We start from the raw sequence: 24017 nt of genomic DNA on the forward strand, positions 1-24017 counted from the left end.
TCTCTGGGAAAAAAAGGGCTATGCGGTGGCGGCGGTGGCCGGCTGCTGCGCGGCCGACCAGGGCACCTCGGCCTCGGGCCGGCCCGTGGCGATGAACTGCGCCAGGTTGCGCAGCACGAGGTCGGCCATGGCGCGGCGGGTTTCATGCGTGCCGCTGGCGATGTGGGGCGCAAGCACCACGTTGTCCTGCGACAGCAGCTCGGCATGGGGGCGGGGCTCGTCCTCGAACACATCCAGGCCCGCGCCCGCGATGCGGCCCTGCTGCAGGGCCTGGACCAGTGCGGCCTCGTCGACCACGCTGCCGCGCGCCACGTTGACAAGAAAGCCCTGCGGGCCCAGAGCGTCCAGCACCTCGGCGTTGACCAGGTGCTGCGTGCCGTCGCCGCCTGCGGCCGTGATGACGAGGAAGTCGGCCCAGCGCGCCAGCTCCAGCAGCGAGGGCTGGTAGAGGTGGGGCGATCCCTCGACCGGGCGGCGGTTGTGATAGGCCACCTCCATGTCGAAGCCGGCCGCGCGGCGCGCCACGGTGGAGCCGATGCGGCCCATGCCGAAGATGCCCAGGCGCTTGCCGCTGGCACGCGTGCGGATGCCGAAGCGGCCCTGGCTCCAGTCGCCCCGGCGCACGAAGCGGTCGGACTCGCTCAGGCCACGCGCGGCGTCCAGCAGCAGTGCGAAGGCCATGTCGGCCACGCAGTCGTCGAGCACGCCGGGCGTGTAGCCCACGCGGGCTCCCTGGCGCAGCAGGGACTCGCGGTCCAGCGCGTCAAAGCCCACGCCGAAGCTGCTCACGAAGCGCAGCTGGGGCAGGGCCTGCACCACGCTCGCGGGCACGCCCATGGCGGCCGAGGTGACCAGGTATTCGAACTGCGCGCCGTGCTCGGCGAGAAAGCGCTCGCGGTCGGGCTGCTCGGACAGCAGCGTCACCTCATAGGCCTGGGCCAGCTCGGCATCGAGCTGGGGCAGCGGCATCTTGCCGAACTGGAGAACGCGTGGACGGGAGGTCGCCATGCCTTGGAATCCTTGGAACTTGCGGGGGCTGCAAGCCCCGGTGAAAAGGGCCTGCGGTGCGCAGGCCAGCGGGCAAAGGCCGGCGGGCAAAGGCCCCGGGGCCGGCCCGTTGTTTCCAGCTCAATCAGCGGTGATCTTTCTTGTCTGGATGAGTTGCTTCCAGCGCTCCGATTCCTGGGCCTGGTAGCGCGTGAATTCCTCGGGCGTGTTGCCCACGATCTCCAGGCCCTGCTCCACGAAGCGCTTGCGGATGTCGGGCTGCTGCACGGAGGCGATGGCGGCCTTGGCCAGCTTGGCCTTCACATCGGCGGGCAGGCCCTTGGGCGCGGCCAGGCCTTGCCAGGAATAGACCTCGGCGCCCTTGACGCCGGCCTCGGCCAGCGTGGGCACATCGGGCAGCACGGGCGAGCGCTGGCTGCCGGTCACGGCGATCGCATGCAGCTTGCCGCTGCGCAGATGGGGCAGCACGGCGTTGACGTTCTGGAACGAGAAGTCCACCTGGCCGCCGATCAGGTCGGTGATGGCCGGGGCGCCGCCCTTGTAGGGAACGTGCATGCCTTCGGTGCCGCTTTGCTGCCAGAACAGCTCGGCCGACAGATGGTCCGAGGAGCCGTTGCCCGAGCTCGCGAAACTGATCTTGCCGGGGTTGGCCTTGAGCGCGGCGATGACCTCGGCCACGGTGCGGGCCTTCTGCGCGGGGCTGGCCACGAGCACGTTGGGCGCCTGCACGGGGATGGTGATGTAGTCGAAGTCCTTGCCTGCGTCATAGGGCACGTTCTTGACCAGGTGCGGCGTGACCACGAAGGGGCCCAGCGAGGCCACCAGCAGGGTGTAGCCATCGGCCGGTGCGCGCTTGACGGCGCCCGCGCCGATGGTGCCCGTGGCGCCGGGGCGGTTTTCCACCACGAAGGGCTTGCCCAGCTGCTCGCCCATGCTCAGGGCCATGGCGCGGGCCACGGTGTCGGTGGAGCCGCCAGCCGGGAAGGGCACGATGATGTTGACGGCCTTGTCCGGGAAGCTGCCGGCCGCCTGCGCCGTGAGGGCCAGTGCGGCACCCAGCGCGATCAGAATCTTTTTCATGTTCTTGTCTCCTGGGGGGCGCAAGGGCCGGACTGGCCCCTGCGCCCGGTCTTGTGGCTTATTGGGGGCCGAGCTTGTCGATCAGGGCCTTGAGCTCTTCCAGCTCGGAGGGCTTGAGGTCCGTCAGCGGGGCGCGCACGGGGCCGGCGTCGTGGCCCACCAGCTTGGCGCCGGCCTTGATGATGCTCACGCCGTAGCCTTCGACGCGGTTGCGGATCTTCAGGTAGGGCATGAAGAATTCCTTGAGCAGCTTGTGCTGCGTGGCCATGTCGTCGGTGCGCACGGCTTCGTAGAACGCCATCGCCGTCCTGGGGATGAAGTTGAAGACGGCCGAGGAGTACACGGGCGTGCCCAGGGCCTTGTAGGCGGCCGCATAGACCTCGGCCGTGGGCAGGCCGCCCAGGTAGGCGAAGCGGTCGCCCATCGTCATGAAGATGGAGGACATGGTCTCGATGTTGCCCATGCCGTCCTTGAAGCCCACCAGGTTGGGGCAGCGCTCGGCCAGGATGGCCAGCGATTCGGGCGTGAAGCGGGTGCGGTCGCGGTTGTAGACGATGACGCCGAACTTCACGCTCTTGCAGACCTGCTCCACATGGGCGATCAGGCCTTCCTGGCCGGCTTCGGTCAGGTAGTGGGGCAGCAGCAGGACGCCGTGGGCGCCCAGGCGCTCGGCCTCCTGGGCGTGTGCGATGGCCGTGCGCGTGGGGCCGCCGGCGCCCGCGATGATGGGCACCTTGCCGCGGCAGGTGTCCACGGCGGTCTTGATGATCTGGCCGTATTCCTCGCCGTACAGCGAGAAGTACTCGCCCGTGCCGCCGGCCGCGAACAGCGCGCTGGCGCCGTAGGGGGCCAGCCATTCGAGGCGGGCCGCATAGCCCTTGGCATTGAAGTTGCCGTTGCTGTCGAAGTCCGTCACGGGGAAGGACAGCAGGCCGGAACTCATCACGTCTTTGAGGTCTTGGGGGGTCATGGTGCTCTCGGGAACAAGGGGGGGGGGAAGAAAGAAAAAGGGGTGGAATCAGTCGAGCTTCAAACCGGCTGTCTGAACCACTTTTTGCCAGCGCTGGCGTTCGGTGGTCAGGAAGCGCGCGGTCTCGGCGGGGTTCATGGTCACGACCTCGGCGCCCTGGCCCGTGAGGCGGGCGCGCACCTCGGGCGAGCGGATGGCGGTGATCAGGGCCTCATGCAGGCGCTGGACCACGGCCTCGGGCGTCTTGGCCGGAACGACCACGCCTTGCCAGGTGCCGGTCTCGAAGCCGGGCACGCCCTGCTCGGCGATGGTGGGTACGTTGGCGGCCAGCGGCATGCGCGTGCCCTTGGACAGGCCCAGCAGCTTGAGCTTGCCGCTTTGCACATGGGGGTAGGTGGCCAGCATGCCGTTCATCAGCACCTGGGTCTGGCCTGCCACCGTGTCCTGGATGGACTGCACGCCGCCCTTGTAGGGCACGTATTCCCAGCGGGCGCCCGTGGCGCGCGCCAGTTCCACGCCGGCCAGGTGCGGGGCGCTGCCCGTGGCGGTGACGGCAAAGCTCAGGTCTTCCTTCTTGGACAGGGCCACCAGCTCCTGCAGGTTGTTGGCCGGCACCGAGGGGTGGACCACCAGCAGGTGGGGCGAGTAGGCCAGCATGGCGGTGCCGCGCAGGTCCCGGGACAGGTCGAAGGACAGCTTGGTGTAGAGCGAGGGCGAGATGGCCAGCGCACCCAGGTCGCACAGCATCAGCGTGTGGCCGTCGGGCTGGGCCTTGGCCACCATGTCGGCGCCCAGGTTGCCGTTGGCGCCGGGCTTGTTCTCGATGACCACGGGCTGCTTGAGTTCTGCCGACAGCAGCGGGCCGATGGCGCGCGCAATGATGTCCGAGCTGCCGCCCGGCGGGTAGGGCACCACCAGGCGCAGCGGCCGCGTGGGCCAGTTGCTCTGGGCCAGCGCGCCGGCACCGGTGGCCACGAGGGCGGTGGCGCCAGCGGCGCGCAGGAATTGCTTTCGGCTCAGGGTCATGCTCTTGTCTCCGGGTTTTATGTTGTCAGTTGTCGTACAACTGGAGCGAATTTTCAACCGAGACATGCATGCCGTGATAAAGGGTTTTCCCTTGGTTGTCTGAATTCCTGTGCCGGCGCCATCGGTCCCGCAGGGCGCAGGGCGGTCCAGGATGCCCAGAAGGCGTCAGGAGGCGCTGGTCTTTTGCGCCAGGCGCAGGCGTTCGCGGCTGTTGGTCAGGTGGATGCGCATGGCCGCGCGGGCCGAGTCGGCGTCCTGGCGCTCGATGGCGGCGAGGATTTCCTCATGCTCGCGGTTGACGCGGCGCAGGTAGTCGGGGTCGCGCTGGGGCTGGTGGATGGAGGCGATGCGCGTGCGCGGAATCAGCTGGGCGCCGAAGTGGCGCAGGATGTCGCCGAAGTAGCGGTTGCCCGTGGCCTCGGCGATCTGGGTGTGGAAGGCCAGGTCATGGGCCACCGTGTCCTCGCCGCGCGCAAAGGCGATCTCGAAGGCCTGCAGCGCCGTGCGTATGCCCTGCAGCTGCTCGGGGCTGCGGCGCAGCGCGGCCAGGCCGGCGCTTTCGGTCTCCAGGCTGATGCGCAGCTCCAGCACGGCCATCACGTCCACGGCGGCCGTCAGCTCGTCGGCATTGAGCATCAGCGTGGATGCGGGCTGGGCGGCGCGCACGAAGGTGCCTATGCCATGGCGCGTCTCCACCAGGCCCGAGGCCTGCAGGCGCGACAGCGCCTCGCGCACCACGGTGCGGCTGACTTCGTAGGTCTGCACCAGCGACGATTCCGTGGGCAGCTTCTCGCCTTCGGCCAGCAGGCCGTTGCGGATCTTGCTCGCGAACTCGTCGAACAGCAGGGCGGCCAGATTGCGGCCGCTGCGACCGGACTTTCCTCGCAGGGGAAGCTCGATCGTTGGGGGTGATGCGGGAAATCCCTTTGCCGAACTTTCCATGGTGCTGATCATAATCTCTCCAAGTTGTACGACAACGTATCACAAGACGTCAACGCTTTCGCAGATTTTTCCGATTTTCCGACCCCGTCCGCAGTCCAGATGAGCACCTCCCAAGCGACCCACGCGATCCGCCACGTCCGCATCACGCCCATTGCCTTCCGCGATCCGCCGCTGCTCAATGCGGCCGGCATCCACGAGCCCTGGGCGCTGCGCTCCATCATCGAGATCGAGACGGCCTCGGGCCTGGTCGGCATCAACGAAAGCTACGGCGACCAGCCCATGCTCGATGCGCTGGCCAAGGCCGCGCCCGCGCTGGTGGGGCTGTCGCCCTGGGCGCTCAACGAGATGGAGGCCCGCGTCGCGGCCCTGGTGGCGCCGCCTGCGCTGACGGCGTCGGAGTTCCTGGGCCAGCAGGTGTCGCTGGCGCCGGGCACGCATGTGTCCAAGACCGTGGCCAAGGTGGTCAGCGCCTTCGAGGTCGCCATGCTGGATCTGCAGGGCCAGATGGCCGGGGCGCCCATCGTGGACCTGCTGGGCGGGGCGGCGCGCGACAGCGTGCCGTTCTCGGCCTACCTGTTCTACAAGTACGCCGAGCACATCGACAGGCCCTATGGGCCAGATTCTTCGCCCGACGCCTGGGGCGAGGCCCTGGCGCCGCAGCAGCTGGTGGAGCAGGCGCGGCGCATGATTGCGCAGTACGGCTTCCAGAGCATCAAGCTCAAGGCCGGCGCGCTGCCGCCCGGGCAGGAGGCGGCCGGCATCCTGGCGCTGGCCGATGCCTTTCCGGGCACGCCGCTGCGCATCGATCCCAATGGCAACTGGACGGTGGAGACCAGCCTGAAGATCGTGCAGCAGCTGCAGGGCGTGCTCGAGTACTACGAGGACCCGGCGCCGGGCCTGGACGGCATGGCCGCCGTGGCGCGCGAGTGCGATGTGCCGCTGGCCACCAACATGGTGGTGACGGACTTTGCCGAGTTCCGCCGCAACGCCGACATGGGCTGCCCCGTGAAGATCGTGCTCAGCGACCACCATTACTGGGGCGGGCTGCGCGCCACGCAGCGCCTGTCCACGCTGTGCCGCACCTTCGACCTGGGCCTGTCCATGCACAGCAATTCCCACCTGGGCATCAGCCTGGTGGCCATGACGCACCTGTGCGCCAGCGTGCCCCTGCTGACCTATGCCTGCGACACGCACTACCCCTGGCAGGACGAGGAAGTGGTCGAGGGCGGCCGGCTGCAGTTCGAGCAGGGCAGCCTGCGCGTGCCCACGGCGCCCGGCCTGGGTGTGCGGCTGGACCGCGAGGCCCTGGCCCGCCTGCACGACAACTACCTGCACTGCGGCATCCGCAACCGCGACGACCTGGGGCAGATGCGCAAGTACGACCCCGCGTTCACCGGCCACCAGCCGCGCTTCTGAACCCGCTTTCACACGATTCCAACGACACAAACCCGGAGACAAGCACCATGCAACGCCGCACACTCATCCAACATTCCCTCGCCAGCGCCCTGCTGCTGGGCACGGCCCTGGCCGCCATGCCGGCCGCAGCGCAGGGCAACTGGCCCACGGGCAAGCCCATCACCTACCTGGTGCCGTTCCCGCCCGGCGGCAATACCGATACGCTGGCGCGCGTGATCGCCCAGCCGCTGAGCAAGGCCCTGGGCACGCCCGTGGTGATCGAGAACAAGGGCGGCGCGGGCGGCAGCGTGGGCTCGGCCATTGCGGCGCGCGCCCCGGCCGATGGCTACACCATCCTGGGCGGCACCATCAGCTCGCACGCCATCAATGTGAGCCTGTACGCCAAGCTGGACTACGACCCGGTCAAGTCCTTCACGCCGGTGGCCATGCTGGGCTCGGGCCCGCTGGTGCTGGTGGTGCCGGCCTCCAGCCCCTACAGGACGCTGGCCGACGTGCTGGCCGCCAGCAAGGCCAAGGCAGCGGCGGGCGGCCTGACCTCGGCCTCGCCGGGCAGTGGCACCTCCAACCACATGGCGCTGGAGCTGCTGGGCTACCAGACGGGCGTGAAGTTCACCCATGTGCCCTACAAGGGCAGCGGCCCGGCCGTGCAGGACGTGATCGGCGGCCAGGTGGACATGATGTTCGACACCGCCCTGGTCGTCGGCCCCCATGTGCAGGCCGGCAAGCTGCGCCCCATCGCCGTGACCAGCTCCAAGCGCCTGGAATCCCTGCCCGATGTGCCCACCATTGCCGAGGCCGGCGAGAAGGGCTTCGACATGGGATCGTGGCAGGCCGTGTTCGCGCCCGCAGGCACGCCGGGCCCCATCGTGGAGCGGCTGCATGCGGAGATCATGAAGATCGTCGCCACGCCCGAGGTGCAGGCGCGCCTGAAGAACTTCGGCATGCTGCCTTCGCAGATGACACCGGCCGAGCTGGGCGAGTTCCAGAAGGCCGAGGTGGTCAAGTGGGGGAAGGTGATCAAGGCTGCTGGAATAAAAGCAGAGTGACCCCCTGAGGCGCTTCGCGCCTTCCCCCTTCTCGCTTCGCGGAGGGGGACGACACCCTCGCTGCGGGGCGGCGCGGCCGGCGTAGGCCCTTGCTTGGTGTCCCTCGCCTTGGGCCGCGCCGGTTGCGTGGGCTGTGCCAGCTGCTTTACTGCTGTAGTGCCAGCCCTTTAGAAAATTGAGACATTGCCATGAGTACCCCACTTCCTCTTTCCATCCGCATGCATCCGGCCGACAACGTGGCCATCGTGGCCAATGACGGGGGTTTGCCTGCGGGCACGGTGATGCCCGGGGGGCTGGTGCTGGTCGACAAGGTGCCGCAGGCGCACAAGGTGGCGCTGGTGGACATTGCCGAGGGCGGCGAGGTGCGCCGCTACAACGTGGTGATCGGCTATGCGCTGCAGGCCATTGCCGCGGGCAGCTGGGTGCATGAGCGGCTGCTGCGCATGCCGGGGGCGCTGTCTCTTGAGGGGTTGCCGATCGCCACGGTGCAGCCGCCCGAGCTGCCGCCGCTGACGGGCTACACCTTCGAGGGCTACCGCAATGCCGATGGCACGGTGGGCACGCGCAACATCCTGGCCATTACCACCACGGTGCAGTGCGTGGCCGGGGTGCTGGATTACGCGGTGGGCCGCATCAAGGCCGAGCTGCTGCCGCGCTATCCGAACGTGGACGATGTGGTGGGCCTGGAGCACAGCTATGGCTGCGGCGTGGCCATCGATGCCGTGGGCGCAGAGATTCCGCAGCGCACGCTGCGCAACATCAGCCACAACCCGAATTTCGGCGGCGAGGTGATGGTGGTGAGCCTGGGCTGCGAGAAGCTGCAGCCCGAGCGGCTGCTGCCGCCGGGGTCCTTCCCCATCGTCGATGAGCGAGAGCCCGCGCTGGACGTGGTCTGCCTGCAGGACGAGGCGCATGTGGGCTTCATGTCCATGGTGGACTCCATCATGGGCCGCGCCAGGGTGCATCTGGAGCGGCTGAACGCGCGCCGGCGCGAGACCGTGCCGGCCAGCGCCCTGGTGGTGGGCGTGCAGTGCGGCGGCAGCGATGCGTTCAGCGGCGTCACGGCCAATCCGGCCGTGGGCTTTTGCACCGATTTGCTGGTGCGCGCAGGCGCCACCGTGATGTTCAGCGAGGTGACCGAGGTGCGCGACGGCATCGACCAGCTCACCTCGCGCGCCTCCAGCCCCGAGGTGGCCCAGGCCATGATCGAGGAGATGGCCTGGTACGACGCCTACCTGGACAAGGGCCGCGTGGACCGCAGCGCCAACACCACGCCGGGCAACAAGAAGGGCGGCCTGTCCAACATCGTCGAGAAGGCCATGGGCTCCATCATCAAGAGCGGCACGGCGCCCATCACCGGCGTGCTGTCGCCGGGCCAGCGTCTGGCCGACCGGGGCATCCAAAGCGGCCTGGTCTATGCAGCCACGCCGGCCAGCGACTTCATCTGCGGCACGCTGCAGCTGGCCGCCGGCATGAACCTGCATGTGTTCACCACGGGCCGGGGCACGCCCTACGGCCTGGCCCAGGTGCCCGTGATCAAGGTGGCCACGCGCAGCGACCTGGCGCGGCGCTGGCATGACCTGATGGACGTGAACGCGGGCCGCATTGCCGAGGGCCAGGCCAGCATCGAGGACGTGGGCTGGGAGATGTTCCGCCTGATGCTGGACGTGGCCAGCGGCCGCAGGAAGACCTGGGCCGAGCAGTGGAAGCTGCACAACGCCCTGGTGCTGTTCAATCCAGCGCCCGTGACCTGAGCCACGCGCACAGGCCCCTGTCGGCACAGGCTGACAGGGCGCCGGTGCGCCGCTGCGCACAATGGGGGCCATGCCCTCAGATACCCCGGAAACTCCCCCCGCCTCGTCCTGGTCCGCACACCTGGACCGGCTGCTTGAACTGAACCCGCTGCGCGCCATGTGGAACGCCGTGCAGCTGTGGCTGGACGCCGATGGCCTGCGCATGAGCGCCGCCATGTCCTTCTACGGCATCCTGAGCCTGGCGCCGCTGCTGCTGCTGCTGGTCGGCCTGCTGGGCTGGTGGGTGGACCGCAGCTATGTGGAGCACCAGCTCATCGACCAGGTGCAGGACGTGATCGGCGAGCGCGGCGCCCAGGTGGTGCGCGGCGCGCTGGAAAGCGCCCAGCGGCCCGACGAGGGGCGGCTGGCTTCGCTGTTCGGCTTCATCCTGCTGATGTCGGGCGCCACCGGTGTCTTCGTGGAGCTGCAGTCCGCGCTGGAAAGGCTCTGGACCTCGAACGGCGAGCCGCCGCCGCCCAAGGCCGTGTGGTGGCGCATGGCCGCGCTGCGGCTGCGCGGCCTGACCTATGTGCTGGCGCTGGGCTTCTTGCTGCTGGTGTCCATGGCCCTGTCCACGGCCATCCAGCTGATCACCAACTGGGCCGGCACCAAGCTGCAGATGCAGCCGCTGGGGCCGCTGGTCAGCCTGATCAACGAGTGCGTGTCCTTCGGCATCACCGTGCTGCTCTTCGTGGGGCTGATGCGCATAGGCGGCGGCCCCAAGCCCCGGCTGCGCTATCTGATCTTCGGGGCCATCATCGGCGCCCTGCTGTTCACGCTGGGCAAGCAGGCCCTGGCCTGGTACCTGGCCACGGCGGCCGTGGTCTCGGCCTATGGCGCGGCGGGCTCGCTGGTGGTGCTGCTGATGTGGATCTACTTTTCCTCGGCCATCCTGCTGCTGTCGGCCGCCACTGCCAAGGCCTTCAGCGATGCCGGCGTGCGCTTCACCCACCCCATCCGCTGGGCGCCGCCCGCCGAGGCGGCCAGCGCCGGGGACACTCCGGGCGGCAAGGGCTGAGTTCCCGCATTTCGACGAAGATGAACGCCTGCGCCGCGGCCCGCAAAGCCGCGGCGCAGGCGTTTGGGCAATGGAACAATGCAGCAAAGTCCCCTGGCACCAAGGCCGGGGGCCAAGGACAAGATGGACCGATTGCAGACCATGCGGGTATTCCAGACCGTGGCCGACGAGGCCGGGTTTTCGGCGGCGGCGCGGCGCCTGGACATGTCCGTGCCCACGGTCACGCGCCTGGTGGCCGACCTGGAGCAGCACCTGGGCACGCGGCTGCTGCAGCGCACCACGCGAAGCGTCTCGCTGACCGAGGCTGGCGAGGCCTACCTGGAGCGCGTGCGCGGCATCCTGGCCGATGTGGAGGACGCCTTCAGCCTGGCCCAGGCGCACACGCTGGAGCTGTCTGGCGCCGTGCGCGTGCTCACGCCGCCCGTGTTCGCCGAGCATGTGCTGGCGCCGCTGGTGGCGGACTTCCACCGCCTGCATCCGCGCATTTGCATCGAGGTCTTCGTGGAGTCGGCCAGCGAGGCGGCCGTGGGCGAATACGACATCACCTTCGTCAATGCCGAGGAGGGCTACGACGGCAACGTGGTGGCCCGGCCCATCGTCACCACCTGCGGCCTGGCCTGCGCCGCGCCCGAGTACCTGGACGCCCATGGCGTGCCTGTCGTGCCCGAGGACCTGGCCGGCCACCAGTGCCTGCTGCGCCGGCGCATCCAGGGCCGCTCCGACATGCTGCGCATGCGCCGGCTCGACGGCAACGCGGGCGAGGTCGAGGTGGCCGTGCGCCCCGTGCTGGTGGCCAACCACACGGGCACGCTGCTGCGCGCCACGCTGGACGGCGCGGGCATCAGCACCCAGCCGCTGGACCTGATCGCGCGCCACCTGCGCTCGGGCCGGCTGCGCCATGTGCTGCCCGAATGGACCACGGGCCGATTCACGCTCTACGCCACCCTGCCCACGCGCAAGTTCATGCCGGCGCGCGTGCGCAGCTTCCTGGACTTCGTGGCCGAGCACACGCAGCGCTCCATGCAGGGCCTGCCCGAGAACCTGCCGGCGCTGTCCATCTAGCGTTCCCCGCTCCTGCCGGCCTGCGCCTGTCATCTAGGTTACTGCCGCAGCGGTTTGCGCCTCGGGGTTTCCCAGGTGAATTCCGCTGTGCGGAATCTTCGGGTTGATGGTGCACGGCACCGCCTCCTAAGCTGGTTCACAGCAAACAAGGAGGCAAGGCAATGCGAGAACAGACCCTGGTCCGGTGGCGGCCACCGGCGGCGGCAGGCGGGAGGCGGTGATGGACGTCTTCCTGCAGCAAGTGCTCAATGGACTGACCCTGGGCGGCATCTATGGCCTCGTGGCCCTGGGCCTGACCCTGGTCTACGGCATCCTGCACGTGCCCAACTTCGCGCACGGGGGCTTCTACATGATCGGCGCCTTCGTGGCCTTCCAGGCCATGGTGGCCTGGAGCTGGGGCTACTGGGCGGCCATGCTGGTGGCGGCGGTGGCGGTGGCGGTGCTGGGCATCGTCAGCGAGCGGCTGATCTTCCATCCGCTGCGCAAGGCCTCGCCCCTGCATCCCAAGATCGCCTCCATCGGGCTGCTGCTGTTCCTGGAGGCCGGAGCCCAGGCGCTGTGGGGCGCGGACTTCCAGCGCATGCCCACGCCCTATACCTCCATCGTGGAGATGGGCGGAATCACGGCGCCTGCGCAGCGCCTGCTGATCATAGTCGCGGCCTTTGCGCTGATGGTGGCGCTGCACCTGTTCCTGACGCGCACCACCACGGGCTCGACCATCATCGCCATGGCCCAGAACCGCGAGGGCGCATCGATGGTGGGCATCGACGCCAACCGCGTATCCATGCTGACCTTTGCCATCTCGGGCGTGCTCGCGGCCGTGGCGGCCACGCTGTATGCGCCCATCAACCTGGTCTATCCGGCCATGGGTCACCTGGTCATCACCAAGGCCTTCGTGATCATCATCCTGGGCGGCATGGGCAGCATCCCGGGCGCCGTGCTGGGCGGGCTGATCATCGGCTTCGCCGAGAGCTTCGGCGCCTACTACATCTCCACCGACTACAAGGACATCATCGCCTTCGTGCTGCTGGTGGTGATCCTGTCGCTGCGCCCTCAGGGCCTGTTCGCCAAGAGGAGTCATTGAATGAACGGATTCATCGACTCCCGCATCGCCTGGGGCCTGCTGCTGGCCGCCGGCATCGCCTTTCCCTGGCTGGCGGGCAATGACTACCACCTCACGGTGATGAGCACGGCCTACATCTTCGCCATCGCCACGCTGGGCCTGAACCTGATCACGGGCTACACGGGCCAGCTCAACCTCGCGCATGCGGGCTTCATGGCCGCGGGCGCCTATACCGTGGGCATTCTCACGGTGGACCATGGCTGGCCGTTCTGGGGCGGGCTGGTGATGTCGGGCGTGGTGTGCGCGGTGCTGGGCTACCTGATCGGCATCGTCTCGCTGCGGCTCAAGGGCCACTACTTCTCCATCTTCACGCTGTGCGTGGGCTACATCATGTTCCTCGTGATCGAGAAGTGGGAGGGCCTGACCCACGGCACCGTGGGCATCATGGGCATCCCCGCGCCCGAGGCCCTGGGCGCGCTGAGCTTCGAGTCGCCGCTGGCGCTGTACTACCTGGTGCTGGCCTTCCTCGTGGCCTCGGTCTGGGTGATGCGGCGCATCGTCCGGTCGCTGCTGGGCCGCACCTTCATGGCCATCCGCAACAGCGACGAGCTGGCCGAGGCGCTCGGCATCAACCTCATGCGCAACAAGGTGCTGGCCTTCATGCTGAGCGTGGTCTACGCGGGCGTGGCGGGCGGCCTGTATGCGGGCTTCGTGCGCTTCATCGGGCCGGACATGGCGGGCGTGCACCACACCTTCGACATGATGATCTTCGCCATGGTCGGCGGCATGGGCACGGTGCTGGGGCCGCTGCTGGGCGCCATCGGCATGCCCTGGATCACGCAGTACCTGCAGTTCCTGCAGGAGTACCGCTTCATCGTCTTCGGCCCCATTCTCGTGATGCTGGTGATCTTCATGCCCTACGGCGTGGTGGGCAGCGTCACCGCCTGGCGCGCGCGCCGCAATGCCAAGGAGGGCAAGCCGCATGCTCAAGATTGACCACCTGACCAAGCGGTTCGGCGGACTGGCCGCCGTGAGCGATGTCAGCACCGTGATCGAGGAAGGCCGCATCAACGCCATCATCGGCCCCAACGGCGCCGGCAAGACCACGTTCTTCAACCTGATCAGCTGCGTGCACAAGCCCACCTCGGGCACCATCACCTTCAATGGCCAGGACGTGACCTCGCTGCGCACCGACCAGGTGGCGAAACTGGGCGTGGCGCGCACCTTCCAGACCACGGCGCTGTTCGACCGCGCCACGGTGTTGGACAACCTTATCGTGGGCCACCGGCTGCGCACGCGCTCAGGGCTATGGGATGTGCTGCGCGGCTCCAGCCGCCTGCGCGAGGAAGAGCGCGTGTGCCGCGAAAAGGCGCGCGACGCGCTGGACTTCGTGGGCCTGTCGCACGTGGCCGGCCGCATTGCGGGCGACATCACGCAGGAGGAGCGCAAGCGCGTGGCCTTCGCGCTGGCCCTGGCCACCGACCCCAAGCTGATGCTGCTCGACGAGCCCGCCGGCGGCGTCAACCCCGAGGAGACCGAGGGCCTGGCCGAGCTGATCCGCAAGCTGGTGCGCCACGGCATCACGGTGGCGCTGATCGAGCACAAGATGGGCATGATCATGAGCCTGGCCGACAAGATCCTGGTGCTCAGCTACGGCGAGAAGATCGCCGAGGGCACGCCCGAGGAGATACGCCGCAACCCCGCCGTCATCGATGCCTACCTGGGGAGCGAGCATGCTGAAGTTTGAGAACGTGTCGCTGCGCTACGGCAGCTTCCTGGCGCTGGACGGCGTGAGCCTGCATGCCGACCGGGGCGAGCTGGTGGTGCTGCTGGGCGCCAACGGCGCAGGCAAGAGTTCGCTGTTCCTCACGGCCAGCGGCATCCACAAGGCCGCGGGCGGCTCCATCGTCTGGAACGGGCAGGAGCTGGCCGGGCGCAAGCCTTCGGCCATCGTGCAGTCCGGCGTGGTGCAGTGCCCCGAAGGGCGCAAGCTGTTTCCCCAGATGTCGGTGCTGCGCAACCTGCAACTGGGCGCCTATGTGCACCGCCGCGACCCCGGTCCCAGCCAGAAGACGCTGCAGGAGGTGATGGAGCTGTTTCCCATCCTGCGCGAGAAGCAGCACGACCCGGCCGGCTCGCTGTCGGGCGGCCAGCAGCAGATGGTGGCCATCGGCCGCGCCATGATGGGCCGGCCCCAGGCCCTGCTGCTGGACGAGCCCTCGCTGGGCCTGGCGCCCCTGGTCATCAAGCAGATGTTCGAGGCCATACAGCGCATCAACGCGGCCGGCACCACCGTGCTGCTGGCCGAGCAGAACGCCTATGCGGCGCTGAAGATCGCGCACCGCGCCTATGTGATGGAAAGCGGCCGCATCGTGCGCGAGGGCAGGCCCGCCGAATTGCTGGCCGACGACTCCATCCGCAAGGCCTACATCGGCGCATGACGCCGCCTCTTGCCTCTACCCAAGCCACCACCACCAACGATCCAAGGAGACAGACATGACAGCATTCGCACCATTGACCCGCCGCAGGGTGGGCACGCTGGCCCTGGCCTGCGCCGCCGTGGCCGCCGCCGGCCCCGCGCTGGCGCAGGAGGTGGTCAAGATCGGCTACTCCGGCCCGCTGTCGGGCGGCGCTGCCCAGTACGGCAAGAACGTGCTCGACGGCATGCAGATGGCCGTCTCCGAGATCAATGCCGCAGCGCCCGAGATCGGTGGCAAGAAGGTCAAGATCGAGATCGTTCCGCTGGACGACAAGTACAACCCGTCCGAGACCGCGATCAACGCCCAGCGCCTGGTGCAGCAGCACAAGACGGCGGCCATCCTGGTGCCGCATTCGGGCGGCATCTTCGCGCTGCAGACCACCAACGAGCGCAGCAACTTCATCGTGCTGGCCTACAGCTCGGTGCCGCAGATCACCAACCGGGGCAACAAGCTGACCCTGCGCATCCCGCCCGAGTTCACCTCGTACATCGACCCGTTCTCCAAGTACGTGATGGGCCGCTTCGGCAAGAAGGTGGCCCTGGTGGGCGCCGACCACGACTACGCCAAGGCCTGGGTCGCCGCCTTCAAGCCCGGCTGGGAAAAGCTGGGCGGCACCGTGGTGGCCGAGAACGCCATGAGCTACAACCGCGCCACCGATTTCTACAGCGGCGTGAGCAAGGCCCTGGCCGAAAAGCCCGACGTGCTCTTCGTGGGCGGTGCCTCCGAGCCCACGGCCCTGGTCGTCAAGCAGGCGCGCGAGCTGGGCTTCAAGGGCGGCTTCGTGGTCATGGACCAGGCCAAGCTCGACGAAATGGCCCGCGTGGTCGGCGGCTATGCGCCGCTGGAAGGCGCCATCGGCGTCATGCCCGTCTCCGAGGACACCAAGCCCGAGAACAAGGCCTTCGTCGAACGCTTCGGCAAGGTCTACCCGGGCCGCATCCCCGGCTCGGAGGCGCAATGGAACTACACGGCCGTGCACGCCACCGTCAAGGCCATGCAACTGGCCGGCTCGGCCTCGGACACCAAGGCCATCCACGCCAAGCTCGACGAAGCCTACAAATCCCTGCGCCCCGACGTGAACCCCGGCGGCGTCAAGGGCGTGGATGATCGCGGCGGCACGTTGACCACGGAACGCGGCGCCGCTGTGCGCGACGGCAAGATCGAGGCGGTGATGACGGTGGCGAACAAGTAGAGCGCCGCTCAGTTTTTCGACCGAAAGCGCCTGGTGCCAGCTTGATCTGGCCCAGGCGCTTTCTTGTGGACTCAGTTGTCCGGTACTTGCGTTTGACGTTACTGACGCGGCACGTTATTATTTGCTTCCATGACGATCCAGTCATTCAAGTGCCCCGACACCGAGCAACTGTTCCAGCAGAGGCGGGTGCGTCGGTGGAGCAGCATTGAAGTGGTTGCGCTGCGCAAGCTTCGGATGCTGCATGCCGCTCATGTGCTTCAGGACTTGAGGGTCCCGCCCGGAAACCGGCTGGAGGCGCTGCACGGAGACCGCAAGGGGCAGCACAGCATCCGCATCAATGACCAGTGGCGCGTGTGCTTTGTGTGGACCCATGAAGGCCCGAGTCAGCTGGAGATCGTCGATTACCACTGAAGCGAAAGCGTTGATCCTGGATCTGGCGCAGGAGTGCTGACCATGAACAAACCTTTGAACCTCCCCACGCCAGGCGAAATCCTGGCCACTGAATTCCTGGAGCCCATGGGCCTGACGCAATACCGCCTGGCCCAGGCCATCCATGTCCCGCAGACACGCATCGCGGCCATCGTCAAGAACGGCCGCTCCATCACCGCGGATACGGCGCTGCGCCTTGCGCGCTTCTTTGGCACGTCCGTGGAGTTCTGGATGAATCTGCAAAGCCAGTACGACGCCGATATCGCGCGCGAGGCCATAGGCGACGACCTGGAGTCCATCGAGCCCTTTGCTCTGCAGGCTTGAAGAAGACATGCTGAGTCGCTGCGCAGCGGCTCACGTAAGAAAGGCCCCTGCACCGCGGTACAGGGGCCTTTCTCATTGCAGGGCTGCGTTGTTTACAACAAGCTCGCTCCACCATCCAGCACCAACGCCTGCCCCGTCATGTGCCGCGATGCATCGGACGCCAGGTAGACCACGGCGCCCTTGAGGTCCTCCTCGCCGCCGATGCGTCGCAGTGGGGCGCGGGCGATGAGCTGGTCGCCGAGCTTGTCGATGAGGCCGTTGGCCAGCTTGCTGGGGAAAAAGCCCGGGCAGATGGAGTTGACGCGGATGCCGTAGTGGCCCCATTCCGAGGCCAGGGTGCGCGCCAGGTGCACGGCGGCCGCCTTGGAGGTGTTGTAGGCCACGGTGTTCATGCCGGACGGCGTGCCCTTGAAGGCCGCGACCGAGGCCGTGATGATCACGTTGCCCCGGCCCTTGGGGATCATCACGCGCCTGGCCACTTCGCGGGTGAGGAAGAAGGGCGCGGAGACGTTGAGGTTCATGACCTTGTTCCAGGCCTCGTCCGGGTATTCCTCGGCCTTGGCGCCCCAGGTGGCGCCCGCGTTGTTGACGAGGATGTCGATGTCGCCGCAGCGCGCCAGCACGTCCTCGACCAGGGCGGGGATGGTGTCGAACTTCTGCAGGTCGTTGGTGAAGGTCTCGACCTGGTAGCCAAGGCCCTGCAGGTGGGCCTTGGCCTCGGCCAGCTCGTCGGACTTGCGCGCCGTGATGGCGAGCCGGGCGCCCATCTCGCCCAGCGCCTCGGCCATCTGCAGGCCCAGGCCGCGCGAGCCTCCGGTGATCAGGGCGGTCCTGCCCGTGAGGTCGAACAATGCTTTCACGCTCATGCTGTATGTCTCCTGGCTTGGGTTTCTGGTGGTTGAGCAACACCTGCATGCTAGGGCGCCGGCACCGTGCACGCTGTCGTCTTGGCTACTTTGCCGTGCTGAGCGGTACCGCGCGGGCACCTGCGGGACAGGCGTTCAGGCCCTGTCGATGTCCTGCTGCAGCCGCCGCACCATGCGCTGCAGCGCGGGCACGCCGTCCTGGCGCAGCGCGTCGGCCGTGACGAAGCGCGAGGGCCCGCCCAGGCTGACGGCCATCAGCGGCAGGCCGCGCCCCGGCGAGAAGGCCAGGGCGATGGCGTTGACCTCGGGCTGCCAGTCGCCGAACGAACGCGACAGCCAGGGCTGGGGCTGGTTGCCTGCCTCCGGCCACAGCGGCAGCTGGGCCTGTGCGGCGGCCCATTGCTCGGGCGCGTGAGACTGCAGATAGTCCAGCGCGCGCTGGCGCTCGGACGCGGGGCTGGCGGCCAGCCAGGCACGGCCCACGGCCGTGGTGGCCAGGGGAATGCGCGAGCCCATGTCCAGGTCGCGGTGCATGAAGCGCGCGCTGGGGCAGTGCTCGATGTAGACCATGTTGTGCCGGTCGCGCGTGGCCAGGGCCACCTCGGCATCGGTGGCGGCCGCCAGCTTGCGCATCAGCGGGCGCGCGATCTGGCGCACGTCCAGGCGCGAGAGCATGGCGCTGCCCAGCGCCAGCGTGGCCGTGCCCAGGCGGTATTTGCCCTCTTCGGGCACATGGATGAGGTAACCCAGCGTGGTCAGCGTGTGCGTCAGGCGCGAGACCGTGGACTTGGGCAGTCCGCAGCGCCTGGCGATGTCCTGGTTGCCCAGCAGCTTCTCGCCGGAGCGAAAGCACGACAGCACGTCCAGCCCGCGCGCCAGTGCGACGATGAAGTTGCGGTCTTCGTCGCCTGGCGGGGCTGAAGGAAGGGAGGAGGGCGGCATGCGCCGATTATCGGCAGCCGCCCCGCCACGGGGTGTCGTGGGCTTTACTTCTCGACGAAGGCGCGCTCGACCACGAAGTCGCCGGGCGTGGTGGTGTTGCCTTCCTTGAAGCCGCGGTGCTCCAGCAGCTCCTTGAGTTCGTTCAGCATGGCGGGGCTGCCGCACAGCATGACGCGGTCGGTCTCGGGGTTGAGCTCGGGCAGGCCGATGTTCTGCGGGAAGGTTCCGGCCGTGATCTGGTTGGAGATGCGGCCCTGGTTGCGGAAGGGCTCGCGCGTCACCGTGGGGTAGTAGATGAGCTTGTCCTTGACGATCTCACCGAGGAACTCGTGCTCGGGCAGTTCCTTCTCGAACAGCTCCTGGTAGGCCAGCTCGTTGGCATGGCGCACGCCGTGCACCACGACCACCTTCTCGTAGCGCTCGTAGGTCTCGGGGTCGCGCGCCACGGCCAGCCAGGGGGCCAGGCCCGTGCCGGTGCCGATCAGGTACAGGTTCTTGCCGGGCAGCAGGTAGTCGATCAGCAGCGTGCCCGTGGGCTTCTTGCCGACGATGATGGTGTCGCCCACCTTGATGTTCTGCAGGCGCGAGGTCAGCGGGCCGTCGGGCACCTTGATGGACAGGAACTCCAGGTGCTCCTCGTAATTGGGGCTGGCAATGGAGTAGGCGCGCAGCAGGTTCTTGCCGTCGACCTTCAGGCCGATCATCGTGAAATGGCCGTTGGAAAAGCGCAGCGCAGTGTCACGGGTGGTGGTGAAGGAGAAAAGGCGTTCGGTCCAGTGGTGGACGGACAGCACGCGTTCTTCAAGAAAAGCACTCATGTTGGCAATACGGTGAATTCGGGGCGGACAGTGCCCGCCGGGACGTTGCAATGAGAGGTCAGTGCCATGCAGGCACGCGGTGGCGGGAAGCGCAGGGGGCAGGCGCGGTGTGCGCGTTGCCGCTGCTTCGTGGCGGCCGGTGACCGGGGCAAGGTCGCTATTGTCCGGTAAATGGCGTCAAAAGGGGCAGGCGCGAACCTTTGTCTTGATACGGATTAGTGATAAGCAAAATGACGCTGGCCGAGTCCAGCGGGCCATCGCCTATTGCTTTTCGGGCAGGCCAGCGTCGAGTGTCCAGTGCTGTATGGCCTGTGCCAGCCAGTCCATGAGCACGCGCACGCGGCGTGGCAATTGGCGGCGGTGGGCATAGATCAGGTGCAAGGGCATGGGCGGGGGCGGATGGCGGGGCAACACCTCGATCAGCTCCCCGGCATCCAGCAGCGGCTGCACGGCCAGGCGCGGGACCTGGATCAGGCCCAGGCCGGCCTGGCAGGCCGAGAGATAGGCCTCGGCGTTGTTCACGGTGAGCGCGCCCGCCATCGGCAGGTACCGGGGCTGGCCATCCTCCTCGTACTCGAAGCCCAGCGGCCGCGCGCCCAGCGTGCGCTGGTAGTGCACCAGCCGGTGACCGCCCAGATCCTGCAGCGTGGCGGGCAGCCCGTGGGCCTGGACATAGCCGGGGCTGGCGCAGGTGGCCAGCGCCACCAGGCCCAGCGGGCGTGCCACCAGGCCGGGCTCGTCCACGGGGCCCAGGCGCAGCACGCAATCAAAGCCTTCGCGCACCAGGTCCACGCGACGCTCGGTGCAGCTCAGCTCCAGCTCCAGCGCCGGATGGCTTTGCAGCAGTTGCGGCAGCAAGGGCATGACGACGTGGCGCGCCAGGCCGGTGGTCATGTCCAGCCGCACCTTGCCTTGCAGCGGTGCGTCGCCGGCCTGCTGGAACTGGCCCTGGAATTCGTCCACGTCGGCCAGCAGGTCCTGACAGCGTTCGTAGCAGGCCTGGCCGTCCTGGGTGAGCTGCACGCGCCGCGTGGTCCGGTGCAGCAGCCGCGTGCCCAGCCGCGCCTCCAGCTGCTGCACGGCCTGGGAGACGCTGGCCTTGGGCAAACCCATGCTGTCGGCCGCACGCGTGAAGCTGGCCATCTCGGCCACGCGGCTGAAGATCTGCATCTGCTCCAGAAGCTTGATTGTTTGCATGGGACGAACAAATAAATCAGAAACAGCCAATTTATCCAGAAAACAGCCTTCAATACAGTCGCCGTCATTGCAACCCACTGCCGAGGTCCGTCATGACAGCGTCTCTTTCGAACACTTCTCCTTCGACCGCTTCTTCCATTGCAAACCGCCGCATCGTCCTCGTCACGGGCGGCAGCCGCGGCCTGGGCCGCAATACGGCCGAGCACCTGGCGCGCCAGGGCCTGGACGTGGTGCTGACCTACCGTGAGCGTGCCGACGAGGCCCAGGCCGCCGTGGCCGCCATCGAGGCGCTGGGCGGGCGGGCCGCCGCCCTGCAGCTGGACGTGGCGCGCAGCGCGGGCTTTGCGGACTTTGCGGCCCGCGTGCGCCGGGCCCTGGCCGAGACCTGGCAGGCCGACCGCCTCGATGCGCTGGTGCACAACGCCGGCATCGGCATCAACGCGCCATTCGCCACCACCACCGAGGCGCAGTTCGACGAGCTGGTCGCCATCCACTTGAAGGCGCCGTTCTTCCTGAGCCAGCACCTGCTGCCCCTGCTGCGCGACGGCGGCAGCATCATCCACCTGTCCAGCGGGCTCACGCGCTTCACCCAGCCCGGTTATGCGGCCTATGCGGCCATGAAGGGCGGCGTGGAGGTGTTGACGCGCTACCTGGCGCGCGAGCTGGGGGCGCGCGGCATTCGCGTCAACACGGTGGCGCCGGGGGCGATTGCCACGGATTTTGGCGGTGGCCGTGTGCGCGACGATGCGCAGGTCGGCGCCGCCCTGGCCAGCCAGACGGCGCTGGGCCGCGTGGGCCAGCCCGACGACATCGGCCCCGTGATGGCCGCCCTGCTGCAGCCCGGCATGGGCTGGGTGCAGGGTCAGCGCATCGAGGCCTCGGGGGGAATGTTTCTCTGAAGGCGCCGGGAGGGGCGTCAGCGCAGCCGCTCGCGCGCCACCATGGACAGCAGCACGATGGCGGCGGCTGCGCTGATGTGGCCGAACCAGGCCACCAGCCCCAGCGACCAGGGCTCCACCTGCAGCGCCGCCCACAGCGACAGCGCCAGCAGCACCCAGCCGGCCGCGCGCAGGCGCCGTGTGCGGGCGGGTGGCAGTTCCTTGCCGAACAGGTCGCTCTGGTGGCGGTCCATGGCCAGGGCCAGGCAGGCGAAGGCGCCCAGGGCCAGCAGCTGACAGAACAGATGGGCCATGCTCATGCGCTGGTCTCCGCTGCGGCGGCTGCTGCTGTGGCGGCCACTGCCGTGGCAGCCACTGCCGTGGTGGCTGCTGCAGTGGCGGCTGCCGTAGGCGCGGGCCGGGCGGCGCGCACCGGTTTGGCCTTGGGCTGGTGGCGCTGGGTGCGCAGGGCCAGATGGGCATGCAGTGCGGCCAGGGCCAGCAGCATGAGGTCCATGCCGGCAAACACCCAGTCGCCCGCGCGCAGGCTGGCCAAGAGGCCGCGATCCGTGGTCAGCGCGTTGACCACGGGCAGCAGGGCCAGAACGGCGGCGCCGGCCCACAGCAACTCGATCCAGGCCCGCCTGGCGGGCCGGCCCATCGCCCAGAACAGGGTGGCCCCCCAGGCGATGAACATGGCGTGCACCTCCCACTCGGCGCGCTGCGCCATCTCCACCGGCAGCAGGCGGTTGGCCCAGAGCATGCCGGCCATGCCGATGGACAGGCCGGCGATGGTGGCGATGTTCAGCCGTTCCACGAGCCGGAAGCCGAAATGCGGCCTTTCCGGGTCGGGCAGCTTGCTGCGCCGCTTCACGTTCCACAGCACCAGTCCCGTGCCCACCATGGCCGTGCCCGCAAGACTGACGATGAAGTACAGCCAGCGCGTGGGCAGGTCGCCGAAGCGGCCCATGTGCAGCGCATAGAGCACGCCGCGCGTCTCGGCAGCGGCGCCCACGCTGTCCTGGGCCTTGAGCAGTTGGCCGCTGACGCCGTCGAACGTCATGAACTGCGGGCTGATGGAGACGCGGCCGTTGTCGCCGCGCACCACGACCACGCTGGCCTTGGCATCGCCGGGCAGGTTGACGTTCAGGCGCTCCACCTGGCCCGCGCCCCAGCGCTGCTCGGCCTGGCGCACCATGTCGGCCAGCGGTGCCAGGGGCGCGGCCTGCCCCGAGGGCTTGCCTGCCGGAACGAAGGCGCTGAGCTGCTGGCCTGCCACCACGCGCTGCTCGGGCGTCATGGTGGTGGCCAGGCTGGCCCAGGGCATGTACATCAGGGCCAGCGTCACCAGGCCGGTGTATGTGATCATCAGGTGAAAGGGCAGGCCCAGCACGGACAGCGCGTTGTGCGCGTCCAGCCAGGAGCGCTGGCCCTTGCCCCAGCGGAAGGTGAAGAAGTCGGCAAAGATCTTCTTGTGCGTGATCACCCCGCTGACGATGGCCACCAGCATGAACATGGCGCACAGCCCCGCCAGATAGCGGCCCCAGAGCACGGGCATGTAGTGGAACTGGAAGTGGAAGCGGTAGAAGAACTCGCCGCCGCGCGTCTCGCGCACCGGGCCTTCGAGGCGCGTGCCGGTGGCCGGGTCGAAGCGGCCGTTCTCGAAGCGGCGCCTGGTGCCCTTTTCGGTCTGCGGCGGGCTCCAGAACACCGTGGCCACCGTGCTGCGCGCATCGGGCAGGTTGATCAGCCATTGCGGGCTTTGCGGCGCCACATGCGCCATGGCGTCGCCGATCCGCTGGGCCACGAGCGCGGGCTCGCTCGCCTGGCTCTGGTGCGGCTGCTCGGGCTGCATCCACTGCGTGATCTCGTTCCTGAAATAGCTCACCGTGCCCGTGAGGAACATGGCGTAGAGGAACCAGCCCAGCAGCAGGCCGACCCAGGTGTGCAGGTCGGACATGGTCTGGCGGATGCCGGGCGCCTTGGCGGCTTTCCCGGGCTTGGCAGACTTGCCGGCCGTGTTCGTGGTGTCCGGGGTGTTCGTGGTGTTCGTGGTGTTCGTGTTCATGCGCCCAGCCCCTTGCCCCAGGTCCACCACGCGGCAGGCGCCAGTACCAGGGCGGCGACCAGCAGGCCGGCCCAGGCGCGCGTGGCGCTGCGCACGGCAAACACCCAGATCACCGCGCCCGCGTAGACGGCAAAGCTCAGCAAGGTGCCCGAGATCGCCGCCTGCGTGCGGTCTGCGGGCAGGGCCACAACGGCCACGCTGGCCAGGGCGGCCACGGCATAGCCGCCGAACAGCGCAGCGAGGATGCGGGAGATCAGCGGCCCGTAGTCACGGAACCAGTCACGGAACCAGTCATGGGTGCGGGCAAGAGTGGGAGATGGCATGGCGCAGTGCCTGGAAAGGCTCGAAAAACACCGGCAGAGGAGGCGGCGGTGGCGCGGATGTTATTTGAGAATAAGT

The 24017-nt window shown here is 68.3% G+C and carries 25 protein-coding genes; 13 read left to right on the forward strand and 12 right to left on the reverse strand.

Going from position 1 to position 24017, the window contains the following annotated elements:
* Positions 1-18: 18 nt before the first annotated feature.
* From ACN20X_RS01245 to ACN20X_RS01265, 5 genes are all read right to left on the reverse strand, one after another.
* The gene (locus tag ACN20X_RS01245) at positions 19-1008 is read right to left on the reverse strand and encodes a 2-hydroxyacid dehydrogenase (protein ID WP_016448684.1); all 990 of its coding nucleotides are present in this window, start codon (positions 1006-1008) and stop codon (positions 19-21) included.
* A 120-nt stretch (positions 1009-1128) separates the two neighbouring features.
* On the reverse strand, positions 1129-2088 hold the full coding sequence (locus tag ACN20X_RS01250; RefSeq protein ID WP_212645520.1) for a Bug family tripartite tricarboxylate transporter substrate binding protein: 960 nt from the start codon (positions 2086-2088) through the stop codon (positions 1129-1131).
* Between the two features lie 58 nt (positions 2089-2146).
* Complete coding sequence (kdgD, locus tag ACN20X_RS01255; RefSeq protein WP_016448682.1) at positions 2147-3058, reverse strand: 5-dehydro-4-deoxyglucarate dehydratase; 912 nt, start codon at positions 3056-3058, stop codon at positions 2147-2149.
* Positions 3059-3106: 48 nt separating this feature from the next.
* Entirely contained in the window at positions 3107-4084 is a 978-nt protein-coding gene (locus ACN20X_RS01260) for a Bug family tripartite tricarboxylate transporter substrate binding protein (protein ID WP_013800130.1), read from the reverse strand.
* A gap of 165 nt (positions 4085-4249) precedes the next feature.
* On the reverse strand, positions 4250-5038 hold the full coding sequence (locus tag ACN20X_RS01265) for a FadR/GntR family transcriptional regulator (RefSeq protein WP_016452152.1): 789 nt from the start codon (positions 5036-5038) through the stop codon (positions 4250-4252).
* Between the two features lie 87 nt (positions 5039-5125).
* Here ACN20X_RS01265 and ACN20X_RS01270 point away from each other — a divergent pair, with 87 nt between their 5' ends.
* The 12 genes from ACN20X_RS01270 (at position 5126) to ACN20X_RS01325 (ending at position 16849) form a co-directional block, all read left to right on the forward strand.
* Positions 5126-6442: a glucarate dehydratase family protein gene (locus ACN20X_RS01270; RefSeq protein ID WP_017405276.1), complete on the forward strand. Its 1317-nt coding sequence runs from the start codon at positions 5126-5128 to the stop codon at positions 6440-6442.
* A gap of 47 nt (positions 6443-6489) precedes the next feature.
* Positions 6490-7488, forward strand: coding sequence for a Bug family tripartite tricarboxylate transporter substrate binding protein (locus ACN20X_RS01275; RefSeq protein WP_017405277.1), 999 nt, complete (start codon positions 6490-6492; stop codon positions 7486-7488).
* 188 nt (positions 7489-7676) lie between these two features.
* Positions 7677-9242, forward strand: coding sequence for a galactarate dehydratase (garD, locus tag ACN20X_RS01280; RefSeq protein WP_473210214.1), 1566 nt, complete (start codon positions 7677-7679; stop codon positions 9240-9242).
* 70 nt (positions 9243-9312) lie between these two features.
* Complete coding sequence (locus tag ACN20X_RS01285) at positions 9313-10299, forward strand: YihY/virulence factor BrkB family protein (protein ID WP_473210215.1); 987 nt, start codon at positions 9313-9315, stop codon at positions 10297-10299.
* Positions 10300-10422: 123 nt separating this feature from the next.
* On the forward strand, positions 10423-11361 hold the full coding sequence (locus tag ACN20X_RS01290) for a LysR family transcriptional regulator (protein ID WP_016448675.1): 939 nt from the start codon (positions 10423-10425) through the stop codon (positions 11359-11361).
* A gap of 220 nt (positions 11362-11581) precedes the next feature.
* Positions 11582-12445 (forward strand): branched-chain amino acid ABC transporter permease, encoded by an 864-nt coding sequence (locus ACN20X_RS01295; protein ID WP_016448674.1) that lies wholly within the window; start codon positions 11582-11584, stop codon positions 12443-12445.
* Complete coding sequence (locus ACN20X_RS01300; protein WP_046238969.1) at positions 12446-13420, forward strand: branched-chain amino acid ABC transporter permease; 975 nt, start codon at positions 12446-12448, stop codon at positions 13418-13420. It begins immediately after the preceding gene.
* On the forward strand, positions 13407-14171 hold the full coding sequence (locus ACN20X_RS01305; RefSeq protein WP_016452146.1) for an ABC transporter ATP-binding protein: 765 nt from the start codon (positions 13407-13409) through the stop codon (positions 14169-14171). Before ACN20X_RS01300 ends, ACN20X_RS01305 begins: the two co-directional genes overlap by 14 nt.
* On the forward strand, positions 14158-14865 hold the full coding sequence (locus ACN20X_RS01310) for an ABC transporter ATP-binding protein (protein WP_016448672.1): 708 nt from the start codon (positions 14158-14160) through the stop codon (positions 14863-14865). Before ACN20X_RS01305 ends, ACN20X_RS01310 begins: the two co-directional genes overlap by 14 nt.
* Positions 14866-14920: 55 nt before the next feature.
* Positions 14921-16096: an ABC transporter substrate-binding protein gene (locus tag ACN20X_RS01315; RefSeq protein WP_016452145.1), complete on the forward strand. Its 1176-nt coding sequence runs from the start codon at positions 14921-14923 to the stop codon at positions 16094-16096.
* Between the two features lie 129 nt (positions 16097-16225).
* Positions 16226-16507 (forward strand): type II toxin-antitoxin system RelE/ParE family toxin, encoded by a 282-nt coding sequence (locus tag ACN20X_RS01320; protein ID WP_016452144.1) that lies wholly within the window; start codon positions 16226-16228, stop codon positions 16505-16507.
* A gap of 42 nt (positions 16508-16549) precedes the next feature.
* Positions 16550-16849, forward strand: a complete 300-nt coding sequence (locus tag ACN20X_RS01325) for a HigA family addiction module antitoxin (RefSeq protein WP_013800141.1) — start codon at positions 16550-16552, stop codon at positions 16847-16849.
* 92 nt (positions 16850-16941) lie between these two features.
* Here ACN20X_RS01325 and ACN20X_RS01330 read toward each other — a convergent pair whose 3' ends face one another.
* From ACN20X_RS01330 to ACN20X_RS01345, 4 genes are all read right to left on the reverse strand, one after another.
* Entirely contained in the window at positions 16942-17715 is a 774-nt protein-coding gene (locus ACN20X_RS01330; RefSeq protein ID WP_473210216.1) for an SDR family oxidoreductase, read from the reverse strand.
* A gap of 135 nt (positions 17716-17850) precedes the next feature.
* Complete coding sequence (locus ACN20X_RS01335) at positions 17851-18657, reverse strand: IclR family transcriptional regulator (protein WP_016448668.1); 807 nt, start codon at positions 18655-18657, stop codon at positions 17851-17853.
* Between the two features lie 44 nt (positions 18658-18701).
* Positions 18702-19475 (reverse strand): ferredoxin--NADP reductase, encoded by a 774-nt coding sequence (locus ACN20X_RS01340; RefSeq protein WP_473210217.1) that lies wholly within the window; start codon positions 19473-19475, stop codon positions 18702-18704.
* A gap of 261 nt (positions 19476-19736) precedes the next feature.
* Entirely contained in the window at positions 19737-20672 is a 936-nt protein-coding gene (locus ACN20X_RS01345; protein ID WP_016452142.1) for a LysR family transcriptional regulator, read from the reverse strand.
* A 92-nt stretch (positions 20673-20764) separates the two neighbouring features.
* On the opposite strand from ACN20X_RS01345, the gene ACN20X_RS01350 reads away from it, so the two are divergent.
* Entirely contained in the window at positions 20765-21571 is an 807-nt protein-coding gene (locus ACN20X_RS01350) for an SDR family NAD(P)-dependent oxidoreductase (RefSeq protein WP_016452141.1), read from the forward strand.
* 17 nt (positions 21572-21588) lie between these two features.
* On the opposite strand, the gene ACN20X_RS01355 is transcribed toward ACN20X_RS01350, so the two are convergent.
* From ACN20X_RS01355 to ACN20X_RS01365, 3 genes are read right to left on the reverse strand one after another with little or no spacing between them, the layout of a single operon-like run.
* The gene (locus ACN20X_RS01355; RefSeq protein ID WP_016452140.1) at positions 21589-21870 is read right to left on the reverse strand and encodes a DUF3325 domain-containing protein; all 282 of its coding nucleotides are present in this window, start codon (positions 21868-21870) and stop codon (positions 21589-21591) included.
* Positions 21867-23618, reverse strand: a complete 1752-nt coding sequence (locus ACN20X_RS01360) for a PepSY-associated TM helix domain-containing protein (protein WP_016452139.1) — start codon at positions 23616-23618, stop codon at positions 21867-21869. The genes ACN20X_RS01355 and ACN20X_RS01360 overlap by 4 nt, the downstream gene beginning before the upstream one ends.
* Positions 23615-23941 (reverse strand): DUF3649 domain-containing protein, encoded by a 327-nt coding sequence (locus ACN20X_RS01365; protein WP_016452138.1) that lies wholly within the window; start codon positions 23939-23941, stop codon positions 23615-23617. Before ACN20X_RS01365 ends, ACN20X_RS01360 begins: the two co-directional genes overlap by 4 nt.
* Between the last annotated feature and the right edge of the window lie 76 nt (positions 23942-24017).

The organism is Delftia sp. PX-1 (assembly GCF_055797465.1).

Excerpts from the sequence above, each read along its gene's own strand:
- ACN20X_RS01245 (WP_016448684.1), bottom strand. The coding sequence starts at position 1,008 with ATGGCGACCTCCCGTCCACGCGTTCTCCAGTTCGGCAAGATGCCGCTG.
- ACN20X_RS01250 (WP_212645520.1), bottom strand. The coding sequence starts at position 2,088 with ATGAAAAAGATTCTGATCGCGCTGGGTGCCGCACTGGCCCTCACGGCG.
- kdgD (WP_016448682.1), bottom strand. The coding sequence starts at position 3,058 with ATGACCCCCCAAGACCTCAAAGACGTGATGAGTTCCGGCCTGCTGTCC.
- ACN20X_RS01260 (WP_013800130.1), bottom strand. The coding sequence starts at position 4,084 with ATGACCCTGAGCCGAAAGCAATTCCTGCGCGCCGCTGGCGCCACCGCC.
- ACN20X_RS01265 (WP_016452152.1), bottom strand. The coding sequence starts at position 5,038 with ATGATCAGCACCATGGAAAGTTCGGCAAAGGGATTTCCCGCATCACCC.
- ACN20X_RS01270 (WP_017405276.1), top strand. The coding sequence starts at position 5,126 with ATGAGCACCTCCCAAGCGACCCACGCGATCCGCCACGTCCGCATCACG.
- ACN20X_RS01275 (WP_017405277.1), top strand. The coding sequence starts at position 6,490 with ATGCAACGCCGCACACTCATCCAACATTCCCTCGCCAGCGCCCTGCTG.
- garD (WP_473210214.1), top strand. The coding sequence starts at position 7,677 with ATGAGTACCCCACTTCCTCTTTCCATCCGCATGCATCCGGCCGACAAC.
- ACN20X_RS01285 (WP_473210215.1), top strand. The coding sequence starts at position 9,313 with ATGCCCTCAGATACCCCGGAAACTCCCCCCGCCTCGTCCTGGTCCGCA.
- ACN20X_RS01290 (WP_016448675.1), top strand. The coding sequence starts at position 10,423 with ATGGACCGATTGCAGACCATGCGGGTATTCCAGACCGTGGCCGACGAG.
- ACN20X_RS01295 (WP_016448674.1), top strand. The coding sequence starts at position 11,582 with ATGGACGTCTTCCTGCAGCAAGTGCTCAATGGACTGACCCTGGGCGGC.
- ACN20X_RS01300 (WP_046238969.1), top strand. The coding sequence starts at position 12,446 with ATGAACGGATTCATCGACTCCCGCATCGCCTGGGGCCTGCTGCTGGCC.
- ACN20X_RS01305 (WP_016452146.1), top strand. The coding sequence starts at position 13,407 with ATGCTCAAGATTGACCACCTGACCAAGCGGTTCGGCGGACTGGCCGCC.
- ACN20X_RS01310 (WP_016448672.1), top strand. The coding sequence starts at position 14,158 with ATGCTGAAGTTTGAGAACGTGTCGCTGCGCTACGGCAGCTTCCTGGCG.
- ACN20X_RS01315 (WP_016452145.1), top strand. The coding sequence starts at position 14,921 with ATGACAGCATTCGCACCATTGACCCGCCGCAGGGTGGGCACGCTGGCC.
- ACN20X_RS01320 (WP_016452144.1), top strand. The coding sequence starts at position 16,226 with ATGACGATCCAGTCATTCAAGTGCCCCGACACCGAGCAACTGTTCCAG.
- ACN20X_RS01325 (WP_013800141.1), top strand. The coding sequence starts at position 16,550 with ATGAACAAACCTTTGAACCTCCCCACGCCAGGCGAAATCCTGGCCACT.
- ACN20X_RS01330 (WP_473210216.1), bottom strand. The coding sequence starts at position 17,715 with ATGAGCGTGAAAGCATTGTTCGACCTCACGGGCAGGACCGCCCTGATC.
- ACN20X_RS01335 (WP_016448668.1), bottom strand. The coding sequence starts at position 18,657 with ATGCCGCCCTCCTCCCTTCCTTCAGCCCCGCCAGGCGACGAAGACCGC.
- ACN20X_RS01340 (WP_473210217.1), bottom strand. The coding sequence starts at position 19,475 with ATGAGTGCTTTTCTTGAAGAACGCGTGCTGTCCGTCCACCACTGGACC.
- ACN20X_RS01345 (WP_016452142.1), bottom strand. The coding sequence starts at position 20,672 with ATGCAAACAATCAAGCTTCTGGAGCAGATGCAGATCTTCAGCCGCGTG.
- ACN20X_RS01350 (WP_016452141.1), top strand. The coding sequence starts at position 20,765 with ATGACAGCGTCTCTTTCGAACACTTCTCCTTCGACCGCTTCTTCCATT.
- ACN20X_RS01355 (WP_016452140.1), bottom strand. The coding sequence starts at position 21,870 with ATGAGCATGGCCCATCTGTTCTGTCAGCTGCTGGCCCTGGGCGCCTTC.
- ACN20X_RS01360 (WP_016452139.1), bottom strand. The coding sequence starts at position 23,618 with ATGAACACGAACACCACGAACACCACGAACACCCCGGACACCACGAAC.
- ACN20X_RS01365 (WP_016452138.1), bottom strand. The coding sequence starts at position 23,941 with ATGCCATCTCCCACTCTTGCCCGCACCCATGACTGGTTCCGTGACTGG.